Genomic DNA, 18,965 nt, shown 5'->3' with positions numbered 1-18,965 from the left:
CGGATGGCGTGGTGCCCAGGCGCCACGCCATCCTTTACCTTTGGGTTGCCCGATTAACACGGCGTTCACATTCGGGCAAAAACCGGGAAACGGCCGTCCGTAAGACTCGGCGTGGCTGTGAAACACCCCGAGAAAAGGACCGCCGTGAGCTACAAGGCTGAGTACATCTGGATCGACGGCACCGAGCCCACGGCTCTGCTGCGCTCGAAGACGAAGATCCTCGCCGACGGGGCCGAGCCGCCGGTCTGGGGCTTCGACGGCTCCAGCACCAACCAGGCCGAGGGCCACTCGTCGGACCGCGTGCTCCGCCCGGTGTTCGTCTGCCCTGACCCGATTCGCGGCGGTGACAACGTCCTCGTCCTGTCCGAGGTCGAGGAGATCAACGGCGACGCGCACGTCAGCAACACCCGCGCCCTGCTCCGCCCGATCGCCGAGCGGTACGCCGCGCAGGACTCCTGGTTCGGCATCGAGCAGGAGTACACCTTCTTCAAGGGCAGCCGCCCGCTCGGCTTCCCCGAGGGCGGCTTCCCCGCCCCGCAGGGCCCGTACTACTGCGGTGTCGGCGCCGACGCCATCTTCGGCCGCGAGATCGTCGAGCTGCACCTCGACCGCTGCCTCGCCGCCGGTCTGGCGATCTCCGGCATCAACGCCGAGGTCATGCCCGGCCAGTGGGAGTTCCAGGTGGGCCCGGCGGGCCCGCTCGAGGTCGCCGACCACCTGTGGGTGGCCCGCTGGCTGCTCTACCGCACGGCCGAGGAGTTCGGCGTGGAGGCCACCCTCGACGCCAAGCCCGCCCGCGGCGACTGGAACGGCGCCGGCGCGCACACCAACTTCTCGACCAAGGCCATGCGCGAGGGCTATGACCCCATCATCACCGCCTGCGAGGCGCTCGGTGAGGGCGACAAGCCGATGGAGCACATCACCCAGTACGGCGCGGGCGTCGAGAGCCGCCTGACCGGCGCCCACGAGACCGCCCCGTGGAACAAGTACAGCTACGGCGTGTCCGACCGCGGCGCGTCCGTGCGCATCCCGTGGCAGGTCGAGGTGGAGAAGAAGGGCTACATCGAGGACCGTCGCCCGAACGCCAACGTCGACCCGTACGTGGTCACCCGCCTGCTGGTGAACACCTGCTGCTCGTCCCTGGAGAAGGCCGGCCAGGTCTGACCTGCTGAAAAGAACTGCCGAAAAAGAACGGGCCCCTCGTCGCCGAGGGGCCCGTTCTCGCATCGAGACGAGATCGATTATGGCAGGCGGAAGGCCAGATCGGGCTCGATTTCCGCGACGTCCATCTGGGCCTTCTGCAGGCGGCCCGAATGGTCCCAGTTCATCGCCTGCCAGCGGGTGAACTGGTCGAGCACCCACATGCCGGACTGGCGGCTGCCGTTGCCGGACTTGCCGTTGCCGCCGAACGGGAGGTGGGCCTCGGCGCCCGAGGTCGAGTTGTTGACGCTGACCATGCCCGCCGAGATGCCCTCGCGGAAGCGGAAGGCGTGCTGCGGGTCGGTGGTGTAGATGGAGCTCGACAGGCCGTAGCCGGGCAGGTTGGCCAGTTCGACGGCCTCGTCGAGGGTGCTGAACGTGGTCACGCCGACGATCGGGCCGAACGTCTCCTCCAGGAAGAGGCGGTCGGTGGGCCGGACGCCGTCCACGATCACCGGGTGGTAGAAGAGGCCCCCGCTGTTGTCGCCGTCGAAGTCGCGGTGCGGGCTGTCCTTCGTGATTTTCCCGATATTTCCGGACACGACCTTGTGGTGGGGCTGGATCCAGGTCAGGTACTCCTCGTACCGATCCGCGAACTTCTGGTCGAGCAGCGGGCCCGCCAGCACGTCCTCCTCCGGGTTGCCGATCCTGGCCTCACCCACGGCCCGCGCGAACCGCTCCACGAACTCGTCGTGCACGCTCTCGTGCACGATCACCGTGCCCAGGCTGGTGCAGCGCTGACCGGCCGTGCCGAAGCCGGAGAACAGCGCGCCCTCCACGGCCAGGTCGAGATCGGCGTCCGGCATGATCACCATCGGGTTCTTGCCGCCCAGCTCCAGGCAGGCCGACTGCAGGTGCCGGCCGGTCAGCTCGCCGATCTTCCTGCCCACCTCGCTGGAGCCGGTGAACCCGACCTTCTGCACGCTCCCCTCGCCGAGGGCCTGCTCCAGGCCCTCGAAGGTCGCGGCGCCGTCGGCGAACACGATGTTCAGCACGCCGTCGGGCAGCCCGGCCGCCGCGAAGAGCTGGTACAGGGCATGCGCGGAGGCGGCGGCGTACTCGGCGGGCTTCCAGACGACGGCGTTGCCGCACAGCAGCGCCGGGACCAGATACCACGAGGGGACGGCGACCGGGAAGTTGCCCGCGGTGACGACCGCCGCCACGCCGATCGGGTTCCGGAACGTGAACAGGTTCTTGTCCGGCATCTCCGACGGGACCGTCTGCCCGTACAGCCTGCGGCCCTCACCCAGGAAGAAGTCGCACGTGTCGACGATCTCCCGCACCTCGCCGAGGGCCTCGGCGTACGGCTTGCCGATCTCCTCCGTCACCAGGCGGGCCAGCCGCTCGGTGTTGGCCTCGACCAGCCGGCCGATGGAGGCGATCACCCGGCCGCGCACGGGCGCGGGCACCTTGGCCCACTCGCGCTGGGCCTCCTTGGCGGTGCGGCAGGCGGCGGCGAACGTGCCGGCGTCGGCCAGCCCGACGTGGGCCACGACCTCGCCGGGGCGCGAGGGGTTGGTCGACGGGTACGTGGTGGCGCTTCCCGTCTCCTTGCCACCCACGATGGAAACGATCTGACGGCTCACCGGTGTCCTCCTCGTAGTTCCTTCGGTCAGACAATCATCTCGCCGGAAGAAACCCAAGGCGTCAGCCGCTCTCCTGGGCGAGTTTGCGCAACTCCGGCCCGAACCTCGGATGTGCGAGCGCGGCGGCGAACTGGGCCTTGAGGTAGTTGAGCGGCGAGCCCGTGTCCCACCAGGTGCCGTCGATCACCTGCCCGTACACCGGGTGGTCCGCGGCGTGCCGGTGCAGGGCGTCGGTGAGGTAGATCTCGCCCTGCGGGTTCTCGTGCCACCTGCGCGTCTGCTCCTGGAGCTCCTCGATGACGCCCGGCGTGACGACGTACCCGCCGATGGCGGCGTACCGCGAGGGGGCCTCCTCGGGGGACGGCTTCTCCACCAGCCCGGAGATCAGCAGGCGGCCGCCGCCGAGGTCCTCCTTGACGATCGGCACGCCGTAGCGCGACGCGTCCTCGACGGCCATCGGCATCAGGGCCAGCACGGGGGCATGGGTGGCGTCGTACGCGGCCTTGAGCTGCTTGGCCCTGGGCACCTCGGCCACGAACACGTCGTCGGCCCACAGCACCATGAACGGCTCGTCGCCGATGACGCGGGCGGCGTTGAGCACGGGCGTGCCGTTGCCGTAGGGGCCGTTCTGGTACAGGTACGTGATGTGGGCCAGCGACGACAGCTCTGCCACCGCGTCGGCCAGGTCGTCCTTGCCGGCGGCGCGGAGCTGGAGCTCGAGGTCGGCGTCGGGGGCGAAGTGCCGCTGGATGAGGTCCTTGCGGGACGAGGTGACGATGGTGATCTCGTCGATGCCGGAGTCCACGAGCTCGCGGATGGTGTGCTCGATGACGGGCTTGTCGCCGATCGGCAGCATCTCCTTGGGCAGCGCCCTGGTCAGCGGCAGCAGCCGGGAGCCGAGGCCGGCGACGGGGATGACGGCTTTGTGGACCATGCGTCTCTCCTTGATCGTGCGGCTTGATCGTGCGGGGAGAGAGCCGACGTTACCTCAGCTGTTTTCGGCGGTGGCGAGTGGCCTGTCAAAGGCGCTTGATCTTGATCGTGCGGGGGAGCAGCCGCTCGTTCTCGACCCGCTGACCTGTCCTGAGGATCACGTCGAGGCCGGGGTGGCCGCTGAACGGGCTGAGGTCGATCTCGTCTGCCGTGTCCAGGAGACGCAGCGTCCGGAGTCGGGGCAACCGCGTGATCGGGGTGAGGTCGGGCAGCCGGTCGCAGCGATCCAGGCCCAGCGTGACCAGGTGCTCCTGGTTGCGGAGCGGGGTGAGGTCCCCGATGTCGAGATACCTCAGCCAGAGGCTGTCCAGGCGGAAGCGGTCGAGCTCCGCCAGGTCCAGACGGGTGGGGCCGGTGAGCTGGAGCCTCGTCAGAGCGGGGGAGGACTGTGCCAGAGCGTCCAGGCAATCGCTGATGCCCGTGACGGCGGCCAACGACACCCAATCCAGGTCCCGCATTCCGGCGAACACCGTTGGCGGGATGGGCCGGCGATTGCAGTGGAGCACCAGCTCACGCAGCTCGGTCTGCCGGGACAGCGGGCCCGCCCAGTCGGCTTGCTCGCGTGCCGGAAGTTCCAGGTCGAGCGACTTCAGACGCGGGATCCGGTCGAGGAAGGTCAGATCATCGAACTCGATGTTCCAGAGCGTGAGATCGGTCAGTCGTGGAAGCTTGCTGAGAGCCTCCAAGCCGATGGGGCGTGACGTGTCGAGTGTGATCCAGAGGCGTTCCAGGGCGGGCAACGCCTCGATGTTCTTCAGGGAGTCCGTGGCGACGTCGCTCAGTTCCAGGCCCGTCAACTGCGGCACACCTCGCAGGAAGCCGAGATCGGTGAGCTCGGGGGTGACGATCAAGGTTTCGGCCGTCCGCAAGTGCGTCACACCGCGGAGGAGGCGGCTGCTCATGACCGTGACGCGGTCCGATTCGGCGAGCACACGTCGTGCGTAGACCTCGGCGTCGTAGTAGTTCCAGCCCTCGTTGAGCTGATTGCGGACCTCCCATCGCGGATCCGCCGCGTACCCCGCGAGCTTGTCCAGCGCCTCCAAGCCGTTGATCAACCAGGCGGTCCGTACCGTCATGGCCGCTTTCCGCTCGGTCAGCCCGGACAGGTCGGCGGGCAGGCGCCGCAGGATCTCCTCGCCCGCCGCCGCGAGCACGCCCGCCTCCACCTCCGAGCGCGGCGGGATCACCTCGGCCAGGCACGCCTCGATGCGGTCGCGCAGCTCCACCGGGAGCTCCTGGATCGTCTCCAGGCACCCCGCCACCAGCAGCCGCAGCCGCCGCGCGGGCGGGCCGCCCTGGTCGGCGCGGTCCAGGAGGCCCGCCAGCAGCTCCCTGCGCACGCGACCGGTCGCGTGGCCGGCGGCCATCACCACGACCTCGCGCCACTGGTCCAGGTGCGCCCGCTCGACCGCCGCCTCCACGTCCTCGTCCTCGACGAGTTGCCCCGCCGCGAGGTACTCCTGCACCGTACGGTGCGCGAAGTCGATGCGGCCGGGCACCGGCTCGCGCAGCACGCCGGACCGGCGGAGCAGGTGTTCGAGCACGTCGGCGGCCGGATAGGGCATGCGGGTCATCAGGGCCAGCTTCCGCTCGACGGTCTTGAGCGCCGTCGCCTTCGACAGCTCCGACCGGCCCATGGACACCAGCCGCCAGGCGAGGTCGCGCAGGATCCAGACCTTCTGGTCCGGGTCCATGGAGACCTCGTCGCTGATCAGGCGTTCGGCGTCCCGCCGTTCCAGCAGCAGGCTGAGCACCGCGTCGTAGAAGCCCATCCGGTTGCGCGGCAGCTGCATGCGGCGATCGAGGTTGAGCGCGCACAACATCGCGGCCAGCAGCGGTGTCGACGCCACCACCCCCAGGTGCGGGTTCGACTCCATCCGGGCCAGCAGCGCGACCTCGTAGCCCTCCAGCTCCTCGGGCGCGCACGGGAGGCTGGGACAGTCACGCATCGCCACGTGCCACTGCCGGATGAGCTCCCGCAGGTCCCCGGGCGTCATCGGCTCCAGCGTCGCCGCCGCGAACCCCTCGTCCCCCAGCCACCGCGCGTCCGCCGCGGTCGGCCGCGAGGTCACCACCACGCGCATCCCCGGGTACGCGGCCAACAGCCGCGACAGCCACTCCCGGACGGCCGGGCGATGCCGTACCAGCAGCTCGTCCACGCCGTCCACCAGCAGCAGCGCACGGCCGGACTCCAGCACCCGCTCCACCCAGCCGCGCGGCATGCGCCCGGACACCTCCTGGGCGACGTCGTCCAGGAACGCGGACGGCGCGGGGAACCTGCCGCCGGCGTGGCTGCGGAGCTTGATCATCAGGGGGACGCAGCCGTTCCAGCCGGACAGGGCGCCGGAGAAGTGGCCGCGGGCGGCGGTGACGGCCAGCCAGCGCAGCAGCGTGCTCTTCCCCGAGCCCGCGTCGCCGCGCAGCAGCATGAGGCGTTCGCGGCCGAGCGCCGACTCGATGCGCTCGGTGCCGAGCTCCCCGGTGGGGCGGCCGGTGAGCTCGGCGACCGAGAGGCGTGCGGGGGCGCGGCGCCCGCGCTCGCCCGACGAGACGTTGAGACTGATGTAGGCGACGCTCAACGACGTACGGGGCCGGTAGTTCTCCACCCGCACCCCGAACAGCTCCACCTCGTCCATCGTGCGGCTGACGAAGCCCAGGTAGTGGCGCTGGAAGGCGTCGTCGTCCTGGCGGCCCTCGGGAGCCTCCAGCGTTCGTACGGGCATGCGGGCCAGCAGGCGTTCCATGGCCTCGGCCAGGCCGCTCAGCCGGGCCAGGCTCTCCGTGGCCGCCCGCGGCACGTACTGGGGGAGCTGGCACATCATGCCCGTCAGGCACTCGACGCATTCGGCGAGCAGCACCCCGTACAGCTGGTCCTCGGCCTCCCCGAGCCGGGGCTCCGGCAGCCGCGAGATGACGCGTTCGGCGAGCTTGGCGGGGTCGGCGTCGGCCTCGAAGAGGGCGGCGTCGGACAGGTCCGCCCGCCGCAGGGCGTGGACCACCTCCAGCAGCACGGCGGCCCGCGCCTGCTCGTCCAGCCCGCGGAACTCCTGCTCCAGCAGACGGGTCAGCCGCCCCTCCACCGCCAGCGCGATGCCCTGGAGCTGGTTCTCGAACTTCCTGGGCGCCAGCCGGTCACGGAAACCGCCCTGGATGAGGTCCTTCAGCTCCGAACCGCGCTCCTTGCCCGCGGCGCGGGTGGCGAGCCATTCCCGCATGGCACGTTCGGCGATCGACTTGCCCGCGGCCGTCAGCGCCGCCTCAATGCCTGGCATGCCTCCTATATACCGGCTTTGCTAAGCGGTGAAGTCGGCGAAATCGAAGCCCGGGGACACGATGCAGCTCACCAGCACCGCCTCGGCGGAGGCCGGGCGGGCCGACTGCCACACGCCGCCGGGCACGATCGCCTGCGGCACCTGGCCCTGTTCCACGTCGGGCCCCAGCGTGAGCACGGAGTCGCCGATCGTCAGGCTCAGCGGGCCGCCGCGGTGCCACAGCCAGACCTCGTCCGACCTGACCAGGTGCGGCACCGACTCCTCGCCCGGGTGCAGCAGGAAGTAGATGCCCGTGGCGCTGGCCCGCGGCCCGGGGTATCCGTCCGGGCGGAAGGTCACGGACGATCTCCACGTCTCCCTGAACCAGCCGCCCTCAGGATGGGGGAGCAGGTCGAGGGCCGCCGCGACGGGTGGGCGCTCGACGAACGCCACCGGGGCGCCCGTCACGTCCCTGCGCAGGAAGCGGTTCCCGTCCAGGACGAGTTGGCCGTCGAGCGGGCTGGCCAGGGCGGCCGTCTCGTCGGGGACCTGGATGGGCGGGCCGTCGGGGTAGGTTCGCAACTCCACCCGGGAGAGTTTATGCCGATAAATCGGGACAAGATGGGTGGTTCATTTCCGGTCGATGGGCATCTCGCGGACGGGGCGCGAAATGTCGGTGGAGGTGGCTAGTCTGCGGCAGGTGATCGAACGGTGGAGCCGTGATCAGGTGCTCGCCCTGGCCCCCGACGCGGCGTCGCGCTCTGCCGCGCAGAAGGTGGCGGCGCCCGGTAAGTGGTCGGTGTGCGGCACGACGGGCACGGTCGTGTACGGCGAGTGCGAGGGCAGCGGCGCCAAGCCCTACCTCGCCTGCGTCGACCTGACCGAGCCCGCCTACCGGTGCAGTTGCCCGAGCCGGAAGTTCCCGTGCAAGCACGCGCTCGGGCTGCTGCTCCTGTGGTCGGCCGACGGGGTGCCCGCCGAGGAGGGCGCGCCGCAGTGGGTGACCGAGTGGGTGGAGGCGCGGGCCGAGCGGGCAGCCAAGGAGGCGGCCAAGATCGAGGCGGCCCGGGCGAAGAGGGCCGCCGAGCTGGCCTCTGCCGACGACGGGGCTCCCGGCGCCGGGGGTGCCGAGGCGTCCTCGGATGAGGACGGCGGCGGCGCCTCTGGCGCAGGGCGGGCCGGCGGATCGTCGCGGCCGGGGGCGGAGTCCGTCCGCCACGGGCGGGTCGCCGCCGGGCTGAGCGAGCTGGAGCGCTGGCTCGACGACCAGGTGCGGCAGGGGCTGGCCAGGGCAGCGGAGCACGAATGGGAGGGGCTGGCCAAGCGGCTCATCGACGCTCAGGCGCCCGGCGTCGCGGGGGTCGTGTCCAGGCTCGTCCGGGTCCGGGCGGGGGACGACTGGCCGGGGCGGCTGCTGGAGGAATACGCGCTGCTCCACCTGCTCGCCGTCGCCTACCGGCGGCGGGCGGAGCTGCCCGGGGCGCTGGCCGAGACCGTGCTGAGCCGGGTCGGGTTTCCCGTCGCCAAGGAGGAGGTGCTGGCCGGGCCCGTGGTGCGTGACCGGTGGGACGTGCTGGGCAGGCGGGACGAGGAGCAGGACCGGCTGACCTCACGCAAGGTCTGGCTGCGGGGGCGCGGCAGCGGGCGGGCGGCTCTCGTGCTGTCGTTCGCGCCGCAGGGGCAGCCGCTGGACGCCTCCCTGGTCACGGGGACGACGATCGAGGCCGATCTCACGTACTACCCGGGCGCCGCCCCCTTGCGAGCCCTGGTCGCCACCCGGCACGGCCCCCACCCGCACGCCGCCGCCCGGCACGGCTCCGACGCGGATGGCGGCGCACGGGACGGCTCCGGCGGGGGTGTCGCCGCTCGGCGGGGCTCCGGGGCGGGCGACGGCGTCGGGGGGTTGTTGCCTGGGGGGACGCCGCCCGGGGTGTCGCCGGAGGAGGCGCTTGACGAGGTGGCGAGGGTGCTGGGCGAGGATCCCTGGACCGAGTCGTGGCCGCTCGTGCTGGCCGGGGTGGTCCCGGGGCGCGAGTCGATCGGCGGTCTGCCGCTGCACCGCGCGGCACGCGACCCGTGGCGGCTGATCGCCGTCTCCGGCGGGCGTCCGGTCACCGTGGCGGCCGAGTGGACGCCGCGCGGGCTGCGACCCCTGACCACCTGGGACGACGAAGGAACGGCGGTGATCCTGTGACCGGTTGGGAGGAGCTCGCCTCGACGGCGCTCGTGGGGACGGATCGCAGGCCGTACCAGGGCGATCTGCTCGATGACGCGGCCGTGGAGGTGGCCCGCAGGAGAGCCGGGCGGCAGACCGGCGCCGCCGCCCCACAGGAGGCTCAGGACGCATCCCCCGAGGAGCGGGGCGCGGCTCCCGACGCTCGGGTCGATCCTGCCGGAGCTCAGGTTGCTCCTGGTGAGGAGCGGGTGGCCGTGGGGAGGCGGGCGGCGGAGCGGTTGGTGCGGATCATGGGGGGCGAGCACGAGCGGCTGCTGCCCGAATGGCTGGCCGCGGCCGCCGCCACCGGCCGGAGGGTGCCGCCGTACGTGCTGCCCGAGCTCCTGGACAGGGGACGGCGGGATCGCTCGATCCGGGTGCATCTGGGCGTCCTGGCCGGGCAGCGGGGGCGCTGGCTGGCCGGGCTGAATCCCGCCTGGGACTACCTCCTGGAGGAGCCGACCGGGGAGACCTGGGAGCTGGGCGGCGCCGCGGACCGGCGGGCGCACCTGCGTACGCTCAGGACGGCCGATCCCGAGCGGGCCCGGCAGTTGCTGGAGAGCACGTGGGAGCGTGAGACGCCCGACGACCGGGCCGAGTTCGTGGAGGTGCTGGCCGACGGGCTGAGCATGGACGACGAGCCGTTCCTGGAGAGCGCGCTCGACGACCGCCGCCGCGAGGTGCGCCAGGCCGCCGCCAACCTCCTGACCCGCCTCCCCGGGTCGCGCATGTCCCAGCGCATGGCCGAACGGGCGCGGGCCTGCGTGACCGTCTCCCGGAAGGTCATCGCCGTCGAGGCCCCCCGAGCCTGCGACAAGGACATGGAGCGTGACGGCATCCGCCCCAAGCCGCCCAGGGGCATCGGCGAGCGGGCCTGGTGGCTGCAGCAGATCCTCGCCCGCGCCCCGCTGTCGATCTGGGGTCACCCGCCCGCGACGCTGCTCACGATGAGGATCCCCGACTGGGACGCCGAGGTGAAGGCCGCCTGGGTGCGCGCCGCCGTGCTGCAGAAGGACCCGGAGTGGGCGCGGGCGATGTTCGGGTGGGACCCGATCGCCGACCTCCTGGAGTCGCTGCCGCCCGGCGAGCAGCAGGAACTCGCCGCCGATTTCGTGAAAAAGCATGACCTGGACAGCCAGTTGATCATGGTGTTGGGCGGAGTGTCGTCCCACTGGCGCGAGGGCCTGGCCACCGCCGTCCTCCGCAAGATCGTGAAGGTGGCCACCACGCAGCCGTGGAACCTCGGCGAGCTGGTCAAGCTGGCCGGCGAGCGCATCGACCCGGCCCTGTTCCCGCTGGCGCTGAGCTACTCGCCGGTGGAGTCCGTCCAGCAGGTGGCCGCCCTGCTGCGTTTCCGTGCCGACATGTACAAGGAGCTTCACCCATGACTGTTCTGCGTCCGCACGCGGAAGACCAGTACGCCGAGGAGCTGGCCTTCCTGGCCAAGGACGACGACCGGCCCAGACCGCCCGGCTGGAAGCTCTCCCCGTGGGCCGTGACCACGTACATCCTGGGCGACGGAGACCGCGTCACCCCCAAATACGTGGGCGCGCGCCGCATCGTCGAGGTCGCCGTCGCCACGCTGGCCACCGACCGGGCGCTGCTGCTGCTCGGCGTGCCCGGTACGGCGAAGACCTGGCTGTCCGAACACCTGGCCGCCGCCATCAGCGGCGACTCCACGCTGCTCGTGCAGGGCACCGCGGGCACCGCCGAGGAGGCCATCCGGTACGGCTGGAACTACGCCAGGCTGCTGGCCGAGGGCCCCTCGATCGAGGCGCTGACCCCGTCGCCCGTGATGCGCGCGATGGCCGAGGGCCGGGTCGCCCGCGTCGAGGAGCTCACCCGCATGCCGTCCGACGTGCAGGACGCGCTGATCACCGTGCTGTCGGAGAAGACGCTGCCGATCCCCGAGCTCAACCGCGAGGTCCAGGCCGAGCGCGGCTTCAACGTGATCGCCACGGCCAACGACCGCGACCGGGGCGTCAACGAGCTGTCCAGCGCCCTGCGCCGCCGCTTCAACACGGTCGTGCTGCCGGTCCCGGCCACCGCCGAGGAGGAGGTGGACATCGTCGCCCGCCGCGTCGGCCAGCTCGGCCGGGCCCTGGAGCTGCCGGAGACGACGACCGGGCCGGCCGAGATCCGGCGGGTGGTGACGGTGTTCCGCGAGCTGCGCGCCGGCGTCACCGAGGACGGGCGCACCAAGGTCAAGTCGCCCAGCGGCACCCTGTCCACGGCCGAGGCCATCTCGGTGCTGACCAGCGGCATCGCCCTCGCGGCCCACTTCGGCGACGGCGTGCTGCGGCCTGCCGACGTGGCGGCCGGGATCGTGGGGGCCGTGGTGCAGGAGCCGGTCTCGGACCGGGTGGTGTGGCGCGAATACCTGGAGACGGTGGTGCGCGAGCGCTCCGACTGGCGCGACTTCTACCGCGCCTGCCGCGAGGTGTCATGAGCATCCTCCCGGGCGGGACGGGCGTCTCGGTGCTCGGCGTGCGGCACCACGGGCCGGGCTCCGCGCGCGCCGTGCGGCAGGAACTCGAACGCCTGCGCCCCGACGCCATCCTCATCGAGGGCCCGCCCGAGGCCGACCCGCTCGTCGCGCTCGCGCCCGAGCTGGAGCCGCCCGTCGCGCTGCTGGCCCACGTGCCGGGCGCGCCCGCGCGGGCCGCGTTCTGGCCGTTCGCCGCGTTCTCGCCCGAATGGCAGGCCATCCTGTACGGCACGGCCGCCGGCGTCCCGGTGCGCTTCTGCGACCTCCCGGCGGCCCATTCGCTGGCCGAAGACGAGGAGAGCGACGAGGAAGAGGACGCGGAGCGGGGCGCGACGCCCGGCCTGCGCGCCGACCCCATCGGCTCGCTCGCCGCGGCGGCCGGCTACGACGACCCCGAACGCTGGTGGGAGGACGTCGTCGAGCACCGCGGCGACACGCCCTTCGAGGTGATCGCCGAGGCCATGGCCGCCGTGCGCGAGGGCTACGAGCCGGAGGGCCGGGAGGCCAGGCGCGAGGCGTACATGCGCAAGACCCTCCGCGCGGCCGTCAAGCAGGGCTACGGGCGGATCGCGGTGATCTGCGGGGCCTGGCACGTCCCGGCGCTGACGGGGCCGCTCCCGCCCGCCGCGAAGGACAACGCGATCCTTCGCGGGCTGCCCAAGGTGAAGGCGGAGCTCACCTGGGTGCCGTGGACGTACGGGCGGCTGGCCTCGTGGAGCGGCTACGGCGCGGGGATCACCTCGCCCGGCTGGTACCACCACCTGTTCGGCGCGCCCGACCGGCCCGTGGAGCGGTGGCTGACCGCGGCCGCCGCGGTGCTGCGCGACGAGGGGCTGCCCGTGTCGTCCGCGCACGTCATCGAGTCCGTACGCCTCGCGCACACCCTGGCCGCCCTGCGCGGCAGGCCCCTGGCCGGGCTCGGCGAGGTCACCGAAGCGGCCAGGGCCGTGCTGTGCGAGGGCGACGACCTGGCCGTCGAGCTGATCCAGCGGCGCATGGTCGTCGGCGACCGGCTCGGCCAGGTCACCGACGGCACCCCGATGGTGCCGCTCCAGCGGGACCTGCGCGACCAGCAGCGGCGGCTGCGGCTCAAGCCGGAGGCGCTCGATCGCGAGATCGACCTCGACCTGCGCAAGCCGCTCGACCTCGACCGCAGCCACCTGCTCCACCGGCTGGGGCTGCTCGGCGTCGGATGGGGCACGCTGGGGGAGTCGCGCGGGAAGGGCACGTTCAGGGAGACGTGGACGCTGCGGTGGCGGCCCGAGCACGACCTGGCGCTCATCGAGCAGGCCGCCCTGGGCACCACCGTGGCCGGGGCGGCGGCGCAGCGGGCCGCGGACCTGGCCGCGACCGACCGCACGGCCCTGGCGGACCTGACGTCGCTGGTCGAGCAGTGCCTGCTGGCCGACCTGCCGCAGGCGCTGCCCGAGGTGCTGGCGGCGCTGTCGGCCAGGGCGGCCCTGGACACCGACGTGACGCACCTGATGGCGGCGCTGCCCGCGATGGTGCGCGCCCACCGCTACGGCGACGTGCGCGGCACCTCGGCCGAGGGGCTGACGGCGATCGTCCGCTCGATGCTGGAGCGGATCTGCGTCGGGCTGCCGGTCGCGGTGACGGGGCTGGACGACGACGCGGCGGCGGGCCTGCTCAAACACGTGGACGCCGTGCAGGCCGCCGTCGCCCTCCTTGAGACGGACGGCACGGGCGAGGCGTCGCCGCGCAGTCGGTGGCTGGTCACCCTGCGGGGCGTCAGCGACCGGCCGGACCTGCACGGGCTCATCGAGGGGCGGCTGACCAGGATCCTGCTGGACGCGGGGGAGCTCGACGACGCGGGCGACCGCATGGCCAGGGCCATGTCCAGGGGGCAGGTTCCGGCCAGGGCGGCGGCGTGGGTCGAGGGGTTCCTGGCGGGCGGCGGGCTGCTGCTGGTGCACGATCCGCGGCTGCTGAGCCTGGTGGACGGGTGGCTCACGGGGCTGTCCGGCGAGCAGTTCACCGACGTGCTGCCGCTGCTGCGCCGCACGTTCGGCGGGTTCGCCGCGCCCGAGCGCAGGGCGATCGGCGAACGCGTCCGCTCGGCCGGGAGCGGCGGGCGGCAAGGGGAGCACGACGTGGACGAGCGGCGCGCGGCGGCGGCCGTCGCGACCGTGCTCGCGATCCTCGGAAAGGAAGCCGGATGACCGACGACGAGCGGCTGCGCAGGTGGCGGCTGGTGCTGGGCGGCGGCGACGCCGACGGGACCGGGCTCGGGCTGGAGGGCCTGGACGCGCGGATGGACTCCGCGCTGTCGGCCGTCTACGACCAGGGCGGCGGCAGGGAGGGCGGGCTCGGCGCGTCCGCGCCCCGCGTGGCCCGCTGGCTCGGCGACATCCGCACCTACTTCCCCTCTACGGTCGTCCAGGTCATGCAGAAGGACGCCATCGAGAAGCTCAACCTCACCAGGCTCCTCCTGGAGCCTGAGATGCTGGAGGCGGTCGAACCGGACGTGCACCTCGTCGGCACGCTGCTCGCGCTCAACCGCGTCATGCCCGACCGGGCCCGCGAGTCGGCCAGGGCCGTGGTGCGCAAGGTGGTCGACGAGCTCGAACGCAGGCTGACCCAGAAGACCAGGGCCGCCGTGACCGGAGCGCTCGACCGTTCGGCCAGGACGCACCGCCCCAAGCGGGTGGCCGACATCGACTGGGACCGGACGATCAGGGCCAATCTCAAGAACTACCTGCCGGAGAAGAACACGGTCGTCCCCTCGCGGCTCGTCGGCTACGCCCGCAGGCAGCGGTCGGTGCAGCGCGAGGTGCTGCTCTGCATCGACCAGAGCGGGTCGATGGCGGCCTCGGTGGTCTATTCGAGCGTGTTCGGCGCGGTGCTGGCGTCGATGCGGTCGCTCAAGACGTCGCTGGTGGTGTTCGACACGGCGGTGGTGGACCTCACCGACCAGTTGCACGACCCGGTGGAGCTGCTGTTCGGCACCCAGTTGGGGGGCGGCACCGACATCAACCGGGCCATCGCCTACTGCCAGGGCCTCATCACGCGGCCCACCGACTCGATCTTCATCCTGATCAGCGATCTCTACGAGGGCGGCGTGCGGGAGGAGATGCTGCGCCGGGTGGCCGCGATGACGCAGGCCGGCGTCCAGGTGATCGTGCTGCTGGCGCTCTCGGACGAGGGCGCGCCGTTCTACGACCACGAGAACGCCGCCGCGCTGGCCGCGATGGGCGTGCCCGCCTTCGCGTGCACGCCCGACGCCTTCCCCGACCTGATGGCGGCCGCGATCGAGCGGCGCGACATCGCCCAGTGGGCCGAGCGGCACATGGCGGTGTGAGAGGGCGGTCTGAGAGTCGATGCGGGCCGCCGCCGGGCTTCGGGTGCGGTTGAGCGAACGATCCCGGCTCGGTCTCGACGAAAATGCCTTGCCGGCTGTCGCGGCCTCTCGGTACGGTCTCCGCCATGTCCTCCCCGCGTAAGTCCTAGCTGTCGAACCCCGACACGCGGGTGGAGTCTGCCCTTTTCCGGGCGGCTGCCGGTGATTGCTTCCCCTTTCGCCGCGGTGCCCGCGTGTCCTTCGAGCCCATGACGGCGCACTCATCGACAGGACTTCCGGACTTCACCATGGACAACCTTCCAACGACACCGCCGCGCGGCTTGTGGCGGCAGCACGACTTCCCATTGCTGCTCGGCGGGCGGCTGGTCTCCCAGCTGGGCGACCAGCTTCAGTTCCTCGCCCTGCCCCTCCTCGTCGTGGCCCTGACCGGGTCGCCGGCGCAGGCCGGCATCGTGCTCGGCCTCCAGACCGTCGTCTACCTCGTCTTCGGACTCCTGTCCGGCGCGCTGGCCGACCGCTGGGACCGCAAGGCCACGATGGTCTGGTGCGAGATCGGCCGCGGGGCCTTGACTGCCACCGTTCCCATCGCCGCCGCCTGCGGAATCTTGGGCATGCCGCAGTTGTACGCCGTCGCGGTCCTGAACGGGGTGCTCGGCACCCTGTTCGGGGCGGCCAGTAGCTCGGCGCTGCCGAACATCGTGACCAGGGCCGACCTGCCCGGCGCACTCGGCACGATCGGGGCGATGTCCAACACGGTCCGGATCGCCGGCGCGTCCGTGGCGGGCCTCGCCTACGCCCTGGGCCGGATGGTGCCGTTCGCGTTCAACGCCGTCTCGTTCCTGGCCTCGGCCGTGGCGCTGCGCGCCATCCGCGCCGACTTCCAGCAGGAACGCGCCGCGGACGCGGCCTCGCCGCGAGAGCTCCTGGCCGACATCGCGCACGGCCTGTCCTGGCTGTGGCGCAAACCTGTGATTCGAACGCTGGCCCTGCTCGACGCCGGAGACAGCCTGCGGTACGGCGCCGGCTACCTCCTGATCATCATGCTGGCCCAGCACCTGCACGCCGATCCCGCACAGGTCGGCATCGTCTTCGCGGGCGCTGCGATCGGGGCGCTTCTCGGAAGCCTCATGGCTCCCGCGCTCATCCGCCGATTTCCACTCGGGAGGCTGTCCATCACCATGCTGTGGGTCGAGGCCCTGGCCTTCCCCTTCTACGCACTGGCGCCGACGTGGTGGCTGCTGCTGGTCGTGGCGTTCGCCGAGTCGGTGGTCTCGCCGATCTACAACGTGGCCCTCGACTCGTACCGTCTAGGGGTCACTCCCGACGAGCTCCGCGGCCGGGTCACCAGCGCGATCGACACCCTCACCACCGGGGCCGGCGCCGTCGGGACCATGGCGGGCGGCGCCCTGATCTCCCTGATCGGAGCGCCGGCGCTGACCGGCGTCCTGACCGGATGGCTCACGCTCCTGGCCCTCGCGGCGACCCTGAGCAGAACGGTTCGCACGGCCAGGGCGACGGACTGACGCGAGGTTCGCCCGCGATCCTCGGGCCCGGTGGCGCTCCAAGCGCCACCGGGTCGTCCCGCCGCCGGTTCACGGCGCGGGGCGTCAGTGGCCGGCCTCGCCCGGCCTGGCCTTGCGCGGCAGCAGGTACGACAGGGTGAACGTCAGGGCCAGCAGCCCGACCTCGACCCACACCGTGACCTGCATCGACGAGCCGAAGCTCCACTCGCGCGCGAGCAGGTTGAAGAAGAGCGTCCCGAGCACGGCGGTGCCGAGCGCGCCGCCGAGCTGCTGGATCGCGGTCAGGGTGCCGGAGGCGGACCCGGACTCGTGCGGCTCGACGCCGGCGAGCACGATGTCGAAGAACGGCGCCATGGTCAGGCCCATCCCGATGCCGACGAACGCGAGCGCGGGGGCGAGCTGCCAGCCGCTGACGTCGACCCCGGCCAGGTGGATGGTCAGGGCGAGCCCGGCCGCGCCCACGGCCATGACGGCGGTGCCGATCTGCAGCAGGGTGCGGCCCAGCCTCTCCTGCAGGCCGGACATCGCCAGCCCGAAGCCGATGACGCCGCCGAGCGCCTGCGGCAGCCCGGTGAGACCGGCCTCCAGCGGGGTGAAGCCGAGGCCGAGCTGGGTGTAGAGGTTGAAGACGAGGCCGAGGCCCATCATGCCGGAGAAGAAGGCCAGACCGGCCACCAGACCGCCGGTGAAGGCGCGCTTGCGGAAGAGACCGGGCGTGACCAGCGGGTCCTTGCCGGACCTGGCGCGGCGCGACTCGTACTGGGCGAAGATCGCGAACATGGCGATCGAGGCCGCCATCGACACGAACGTCCACACGGGCCAGCCCAGCTCGCGGCCCTGGATGAGGGGGTAGATCAGCAGGAACGAGGCCAGGGAGACCAGCGCGACGCCGACGAGGTCGAGCCTGGTGGCGTTCGAGAGGCGGTATTCAGGCAGGAAACGCACTCCGGCCAGCGCGGCGGCCAGGCCGAGCGGCAGGTTGATCAGGAAGATCATGCGCCAGCCCGTACCGAAGAAGTCGGCGTCGACCAGCCACCCGGCCAGCACGGGACCGCCCACGGACGAGATGGTCATGACCGGGCCGAACATGCCGAAGGCCTTGCCCAGGTCCTGCGGCGGGAACATCTCCTTGATCAACCCCAGGCCCTGCGGCAGCATGACGGCCCCGAACAGGCCCTGCAGCACCCGGCTCGCGATCAGCATCTCCGGGCTGACCGCGACGCCGCACAGCAGCGAGGCGGCGGTGAAGCCCAGCGCGCCGATCACGAACATGCGCTTCCTGCCGAACAGGTCGCCAAGCCGCCCGCCGGTGATCAGGCCGACGGCCATGGCCAGGGTGTATCCGGCGCCGAGCCACTGCACGACGCTGTCGCTCCCGCCCAGCTCCTTCTGGATAGTGGGGGCGGCGATCGTGGTGACGAGCGCGTCGAGCAGATCCATGACCTCGGCGGCCAGGATCACGAACAGTGCGACCCAGCGCCAGCGGTAGGGCTGGGTCTCGGTCGTCGCCGTCGAGGCGGTGACTGTCACGGGGGGCTCCTTAAAAACGGTGTTCTATTGACGAACGCTGTTCGCTACGAACACCGTTTTAGTGGCGAACACTGTTCGTGTCAAGTACAGTGTTCGTATGGCATCTCAGGACCTCCCGCTCCCTCCTTGGCGTAAGTCCCGCAAGCCGGCCCAGCTGAGACGGCAGCTCAGCCAGGACCTGATCGTCGAGGCCGGGCTGCGGATCCTCGACGCCGAAGGGCTCGACGCGCTGAGCATGAGACGCGTCGCCCAGGAGTTCGACACGGGGCCCGCCTCCCTCTACGCGCACGTGGCCAACAAGGACGAGCTGCTGGAGCTGATGTACGACCGGGTGCTCGGCGAGATCGAGCTGCCCGAGCGCGACCCGAGCCGCTGGAAGGCCCAGCTGCGGGCGTACGCGGTGGAGATGCACCAGGTGCTGGCCCGGCACGCCGACCTGGCCCGGGTGGCGCTGGCCAACATCCCCACGGGGGAGAACTCGGTCCGCATGGGCGAGTTCGTCTTCGGGCTGCTGCTCGAGGCCGGCATGTCGCCGAGGGGAGCGTCCCTGTCGATGGACCGGATCTCCCTGTACATCGTCGGCGACGCGTACGAGGGCTCCGTCCACTTCGCCAGGATGCGCGCGGCCGGCCTGAGCGACCCGCGGGAATACTTCGAGTCCTTCGTCGGGCAGATCGCCGGCTACTACCGGGCACTGCCGGCGGCGCGGTTCCCGCACATCACCAAGTTCGTGGACGACCTGATCGCCGACGACGGCGAGGTGCGCTTCCACTATGGTCTCGACCTGCTCCTCGACGGCATCGAGGCCCGCATGCCGCCCACGCCCTAGGCCCAATGGTCGAGGGCCGCCTAGGACCCCC

Annotated in this window: 13 protein-coding genes; 8 read left to right on the top strand and 5 right to left on the bottom strand. The window is 71.8% G+C overall.

The features are described from left to right. Positions 1-144 precede the first annotated feature (144 nt). On the top strand, positions 145-1,164 hold the full coding sequence (gene glnII, locus ABZS69_RS05925) for a glutamine synthetase (protein WP_355367179.1): 1,020 nt from the start codon (positions 145-147) through the stop codon (positions 1,162-1,164). 77 nt (positions 1,165-1,241) lie between these two features. Here glnII and ABZS69_RS05920 read toward each other — a convergent pair whose 3' ends face one another. The 4 genes from ABZS69_RS05920 to ABZS69_RS05905 form a co-directional block, all read right to left on the bottom strand. Further along, positions 1,242-2,786, bottom strand: coding sequence for an aldehyde dehydrogenase family protein (locus ABZS69_RS05920; protein WP_355367176.1), 1,545 nt, complete (start codon positions 2,784-2,786; stop codon positions 1,242-1,244). 61 nt (positions 2,787-2,847) lie between these two features. Next, the gene (locus ABZS69_RS05915; protein WP_355367173.1) at positions 2,848-3,720 is read right to left on the bottom strand and encodes a UTP--glucose-1-phosphate uridylyltransferase; all 873 of its coding nucleotides are present in this window, start codon (positions 3,718-3,720) and stop codon (positions 2,848-2,850) included. A gap of 85 nt (positions 3,721-3,805) precedes the next feature. Further along, positions 3,806-7,051: an NACHT domain-containing protein gene (locus ABZS69_RS05910; protein ID WP_355367170.1), complete on the bottom strand. Its 3,246-nt coding sequence runs from the start codon at positions 7,049-7,051 to the stop codon at positions 3,806-3,808. A gap of 21 nt (positions 7,052-7,072) precedes the next feature. After that, positions 7,073-7,618 carry a cupin domain-containing protein gene (locus ABZS69_RS05905; RefSeq protein ID WP_355367167.1) on the bottom strand — a complete coding sequence of 182 codons (546 nt, stop codon included), beginning with the start codon at positions 7,616-7,618 and terminating at the stop codon, positions 7,073-7,075. A 112-nt stretch (positions 7,619-7,730) separates the two neighbouring features. On the opposite strand from ABZS69_RS05905, the gene ABZS69_RS05900 reads away from it, so the two are divergent. The 6 genes from ABZS69_RS05900 to ABZS69_RS05875 all read left to right on the top strand — a co-directional run bounded on the left by ABZS69_RS05900 (position 7,731) and on the right by ABZS69_RS05875 (position 16,575). Further along, a complete protein-coding gene (locus ABZS69_RS05900) occupies positions 7,731-9,224 on the top strand; it encodes an SWIM zinc finger family protein (protein ID WP_355367164.1) in 1,494 nt (497 codons plus the stop codon). Next, positions 9,221-10,633, top strand: coding sequence for a DUF5691 domain-containing protein (locus ABZS69_RS05895; protein ID WP_355367161.1), 1,413 nt, complete (start codon positions 9,221-9,223; stop codon positions 10,631-10,633). Before ABZS69_RS05900 ends, ABZS69_RS05895 begins: the two co-directional genes overlap by 4 nt. Further along, complete coding sequence (locus ABZS69_RS05890) at positions 10,630-11,694, top strand: AAA family ATPase (RefSeq protein WP_355367158.1); 1,065 nt, start codon at positions 10,630-10,632, stop codon at positions 11,692-11,694. The genes ABZS69_RS05895 and ABZS69_RS05890 overlap by 4 nt, the downstream gene beginning before the upstream one ends. After that, a complete protein-coding gene (locus tag ABZS69_RS05885) occupies positions 11,691-13,913 on the top strand; it encodes a DUF5682 family protein (protein ID WP_355367155.1) in 2,223 nt (740 codons plus the stop codon). Before ABZS69_RS05890 ends, ABZS69_RS05885 begins: the two co-directional genes overlap by 4 nt. Next, positions 13,910-15,052, top strand: a complete 1,143-nt coding sequence (locus tag ABZS69_RS05880; RefSeq protein ID WP_355367152.1) for a VWA domain-containing protein — start codon at positions 13,910-13,912, stop codon at positions 15,050-15,052. Before ABZS69_RS05885 ends, ABZS69_RS05880 begins: the two co-directional genes overlap by 4 nt. A gap of 287 nt (positions 15,053-15,339) precedes the next feature. After that, the gene (locus ABZS69_RS05875; RefSeq protein WP_355367149.1) at positions 15,340-16,575 is read left to right on the top strand and encodes an MFS transporter; all 1,236 of its coding nucleotides are present in this window, start codon (positions 15,340-15,342) and stop codon (positions 16,573-16,575) included. An 84-nt stretch (positions 16,576-16,659) separates the two neighbouring features. Here the strand turns inward: ABZS69_RS05875 and ABZS69_RS05870 are convergent, their stop codons facing one another. Further along, positions 16,660-18,105 (bottom strand): MFS transporter, encoded by a 1,446-nt coding sequence (locus ABZS69_RS05870; protein ID WP_355367146.1) that lies wholly within the window; start codon positions 18,103-18,105, stop codon positions 16,660-16,662. A 97-nt stretch (positions 18,106-18,202) separates the two neighbouring features. Between ABZS69_RS05870 and ABZS69_RS05865 the strand changes: the two genes are divergently transcribed. Next, a complete protein-coding gene (locus ABZS69_RS05865) occupies positions 18,203-18,934 on the top strand; it encodes a TetR/AcrR family transcriptional regulator C-terminal domain-containing protein (protein ID WP_355367143.1) in 732 nt (243 codons plus the stop codon). Positions 18,935-18,965: the final 31 nt, after the last annotated feature.

It is taken from the genome of Nonomuraea sp. NPDC005650 (assembly GCF_040605375.1).
Lineage (GTDB): Bacteria > Actinomycetota > Actinomycetes > Streptosporangiales > Streptosporangiaceae > Nonomuraea.
Note: the sequence above shows the minus strand (reverse complement) of the source record. Positions and strands in the feature narration are given on the sequence as shown.

Excerpts from the sequence above, each read along its gene's own strand:
- ABZS69_RS05915 (WP_355367173.1), bottom strand. The coding sequence starts at position 3,720 with ATGGTCCACAAAGCCGTCATCCCCGTCGCCGGCCTCGGCTCCCGGCTG.
- ABZS69_RS05910 (WP_355367170.1), bottom strand. The coding sequence starts at position 7,051 with ATGCCAGGCATTGAGGCGGCGCTGACGGCCGCGGGCAAGTCGATCGCC.
- ABZS69_RS05890 (WP_355367158.1), top strand. The coding sequence starts at position 10,630 with ATGACTGTTCTGCGTCCGCACGCGGAAGACCAGTACGCCGAGGAGCTG.
- ABZS69_RS05885 (WP_355367155.1), top strand. The coding sequence starts at position 11,691 with ATGAGCATCCTCCCGGGCGGGACGGGCGTCTCGGTGCTCGGCGTGCGG.
- ABZS69_RS05880 (WP_355367152.1), top strand. The coding sequence starts at position 13,910 with ATGACCGACGACGAGCGGCTGCGCAGGTGGCGGCTGGTGCTGGGCGGC.
- ABZS69_RS05875 (WP_355367149.1), top strand. The coding sequence starts at position 15,340 with ATGGACAACCTTCCAACGACACCGCCGCGCGGCTTGTGGCGGCAGCAC.
- ABZS69_RS05865 (WP_355367143.1), top strand. The coding sequence starts at position 18,203 with ATGGCATCTCAGGACCTCCCGCTCCCTCCTTGGCGTAAGTCCCGCAAG.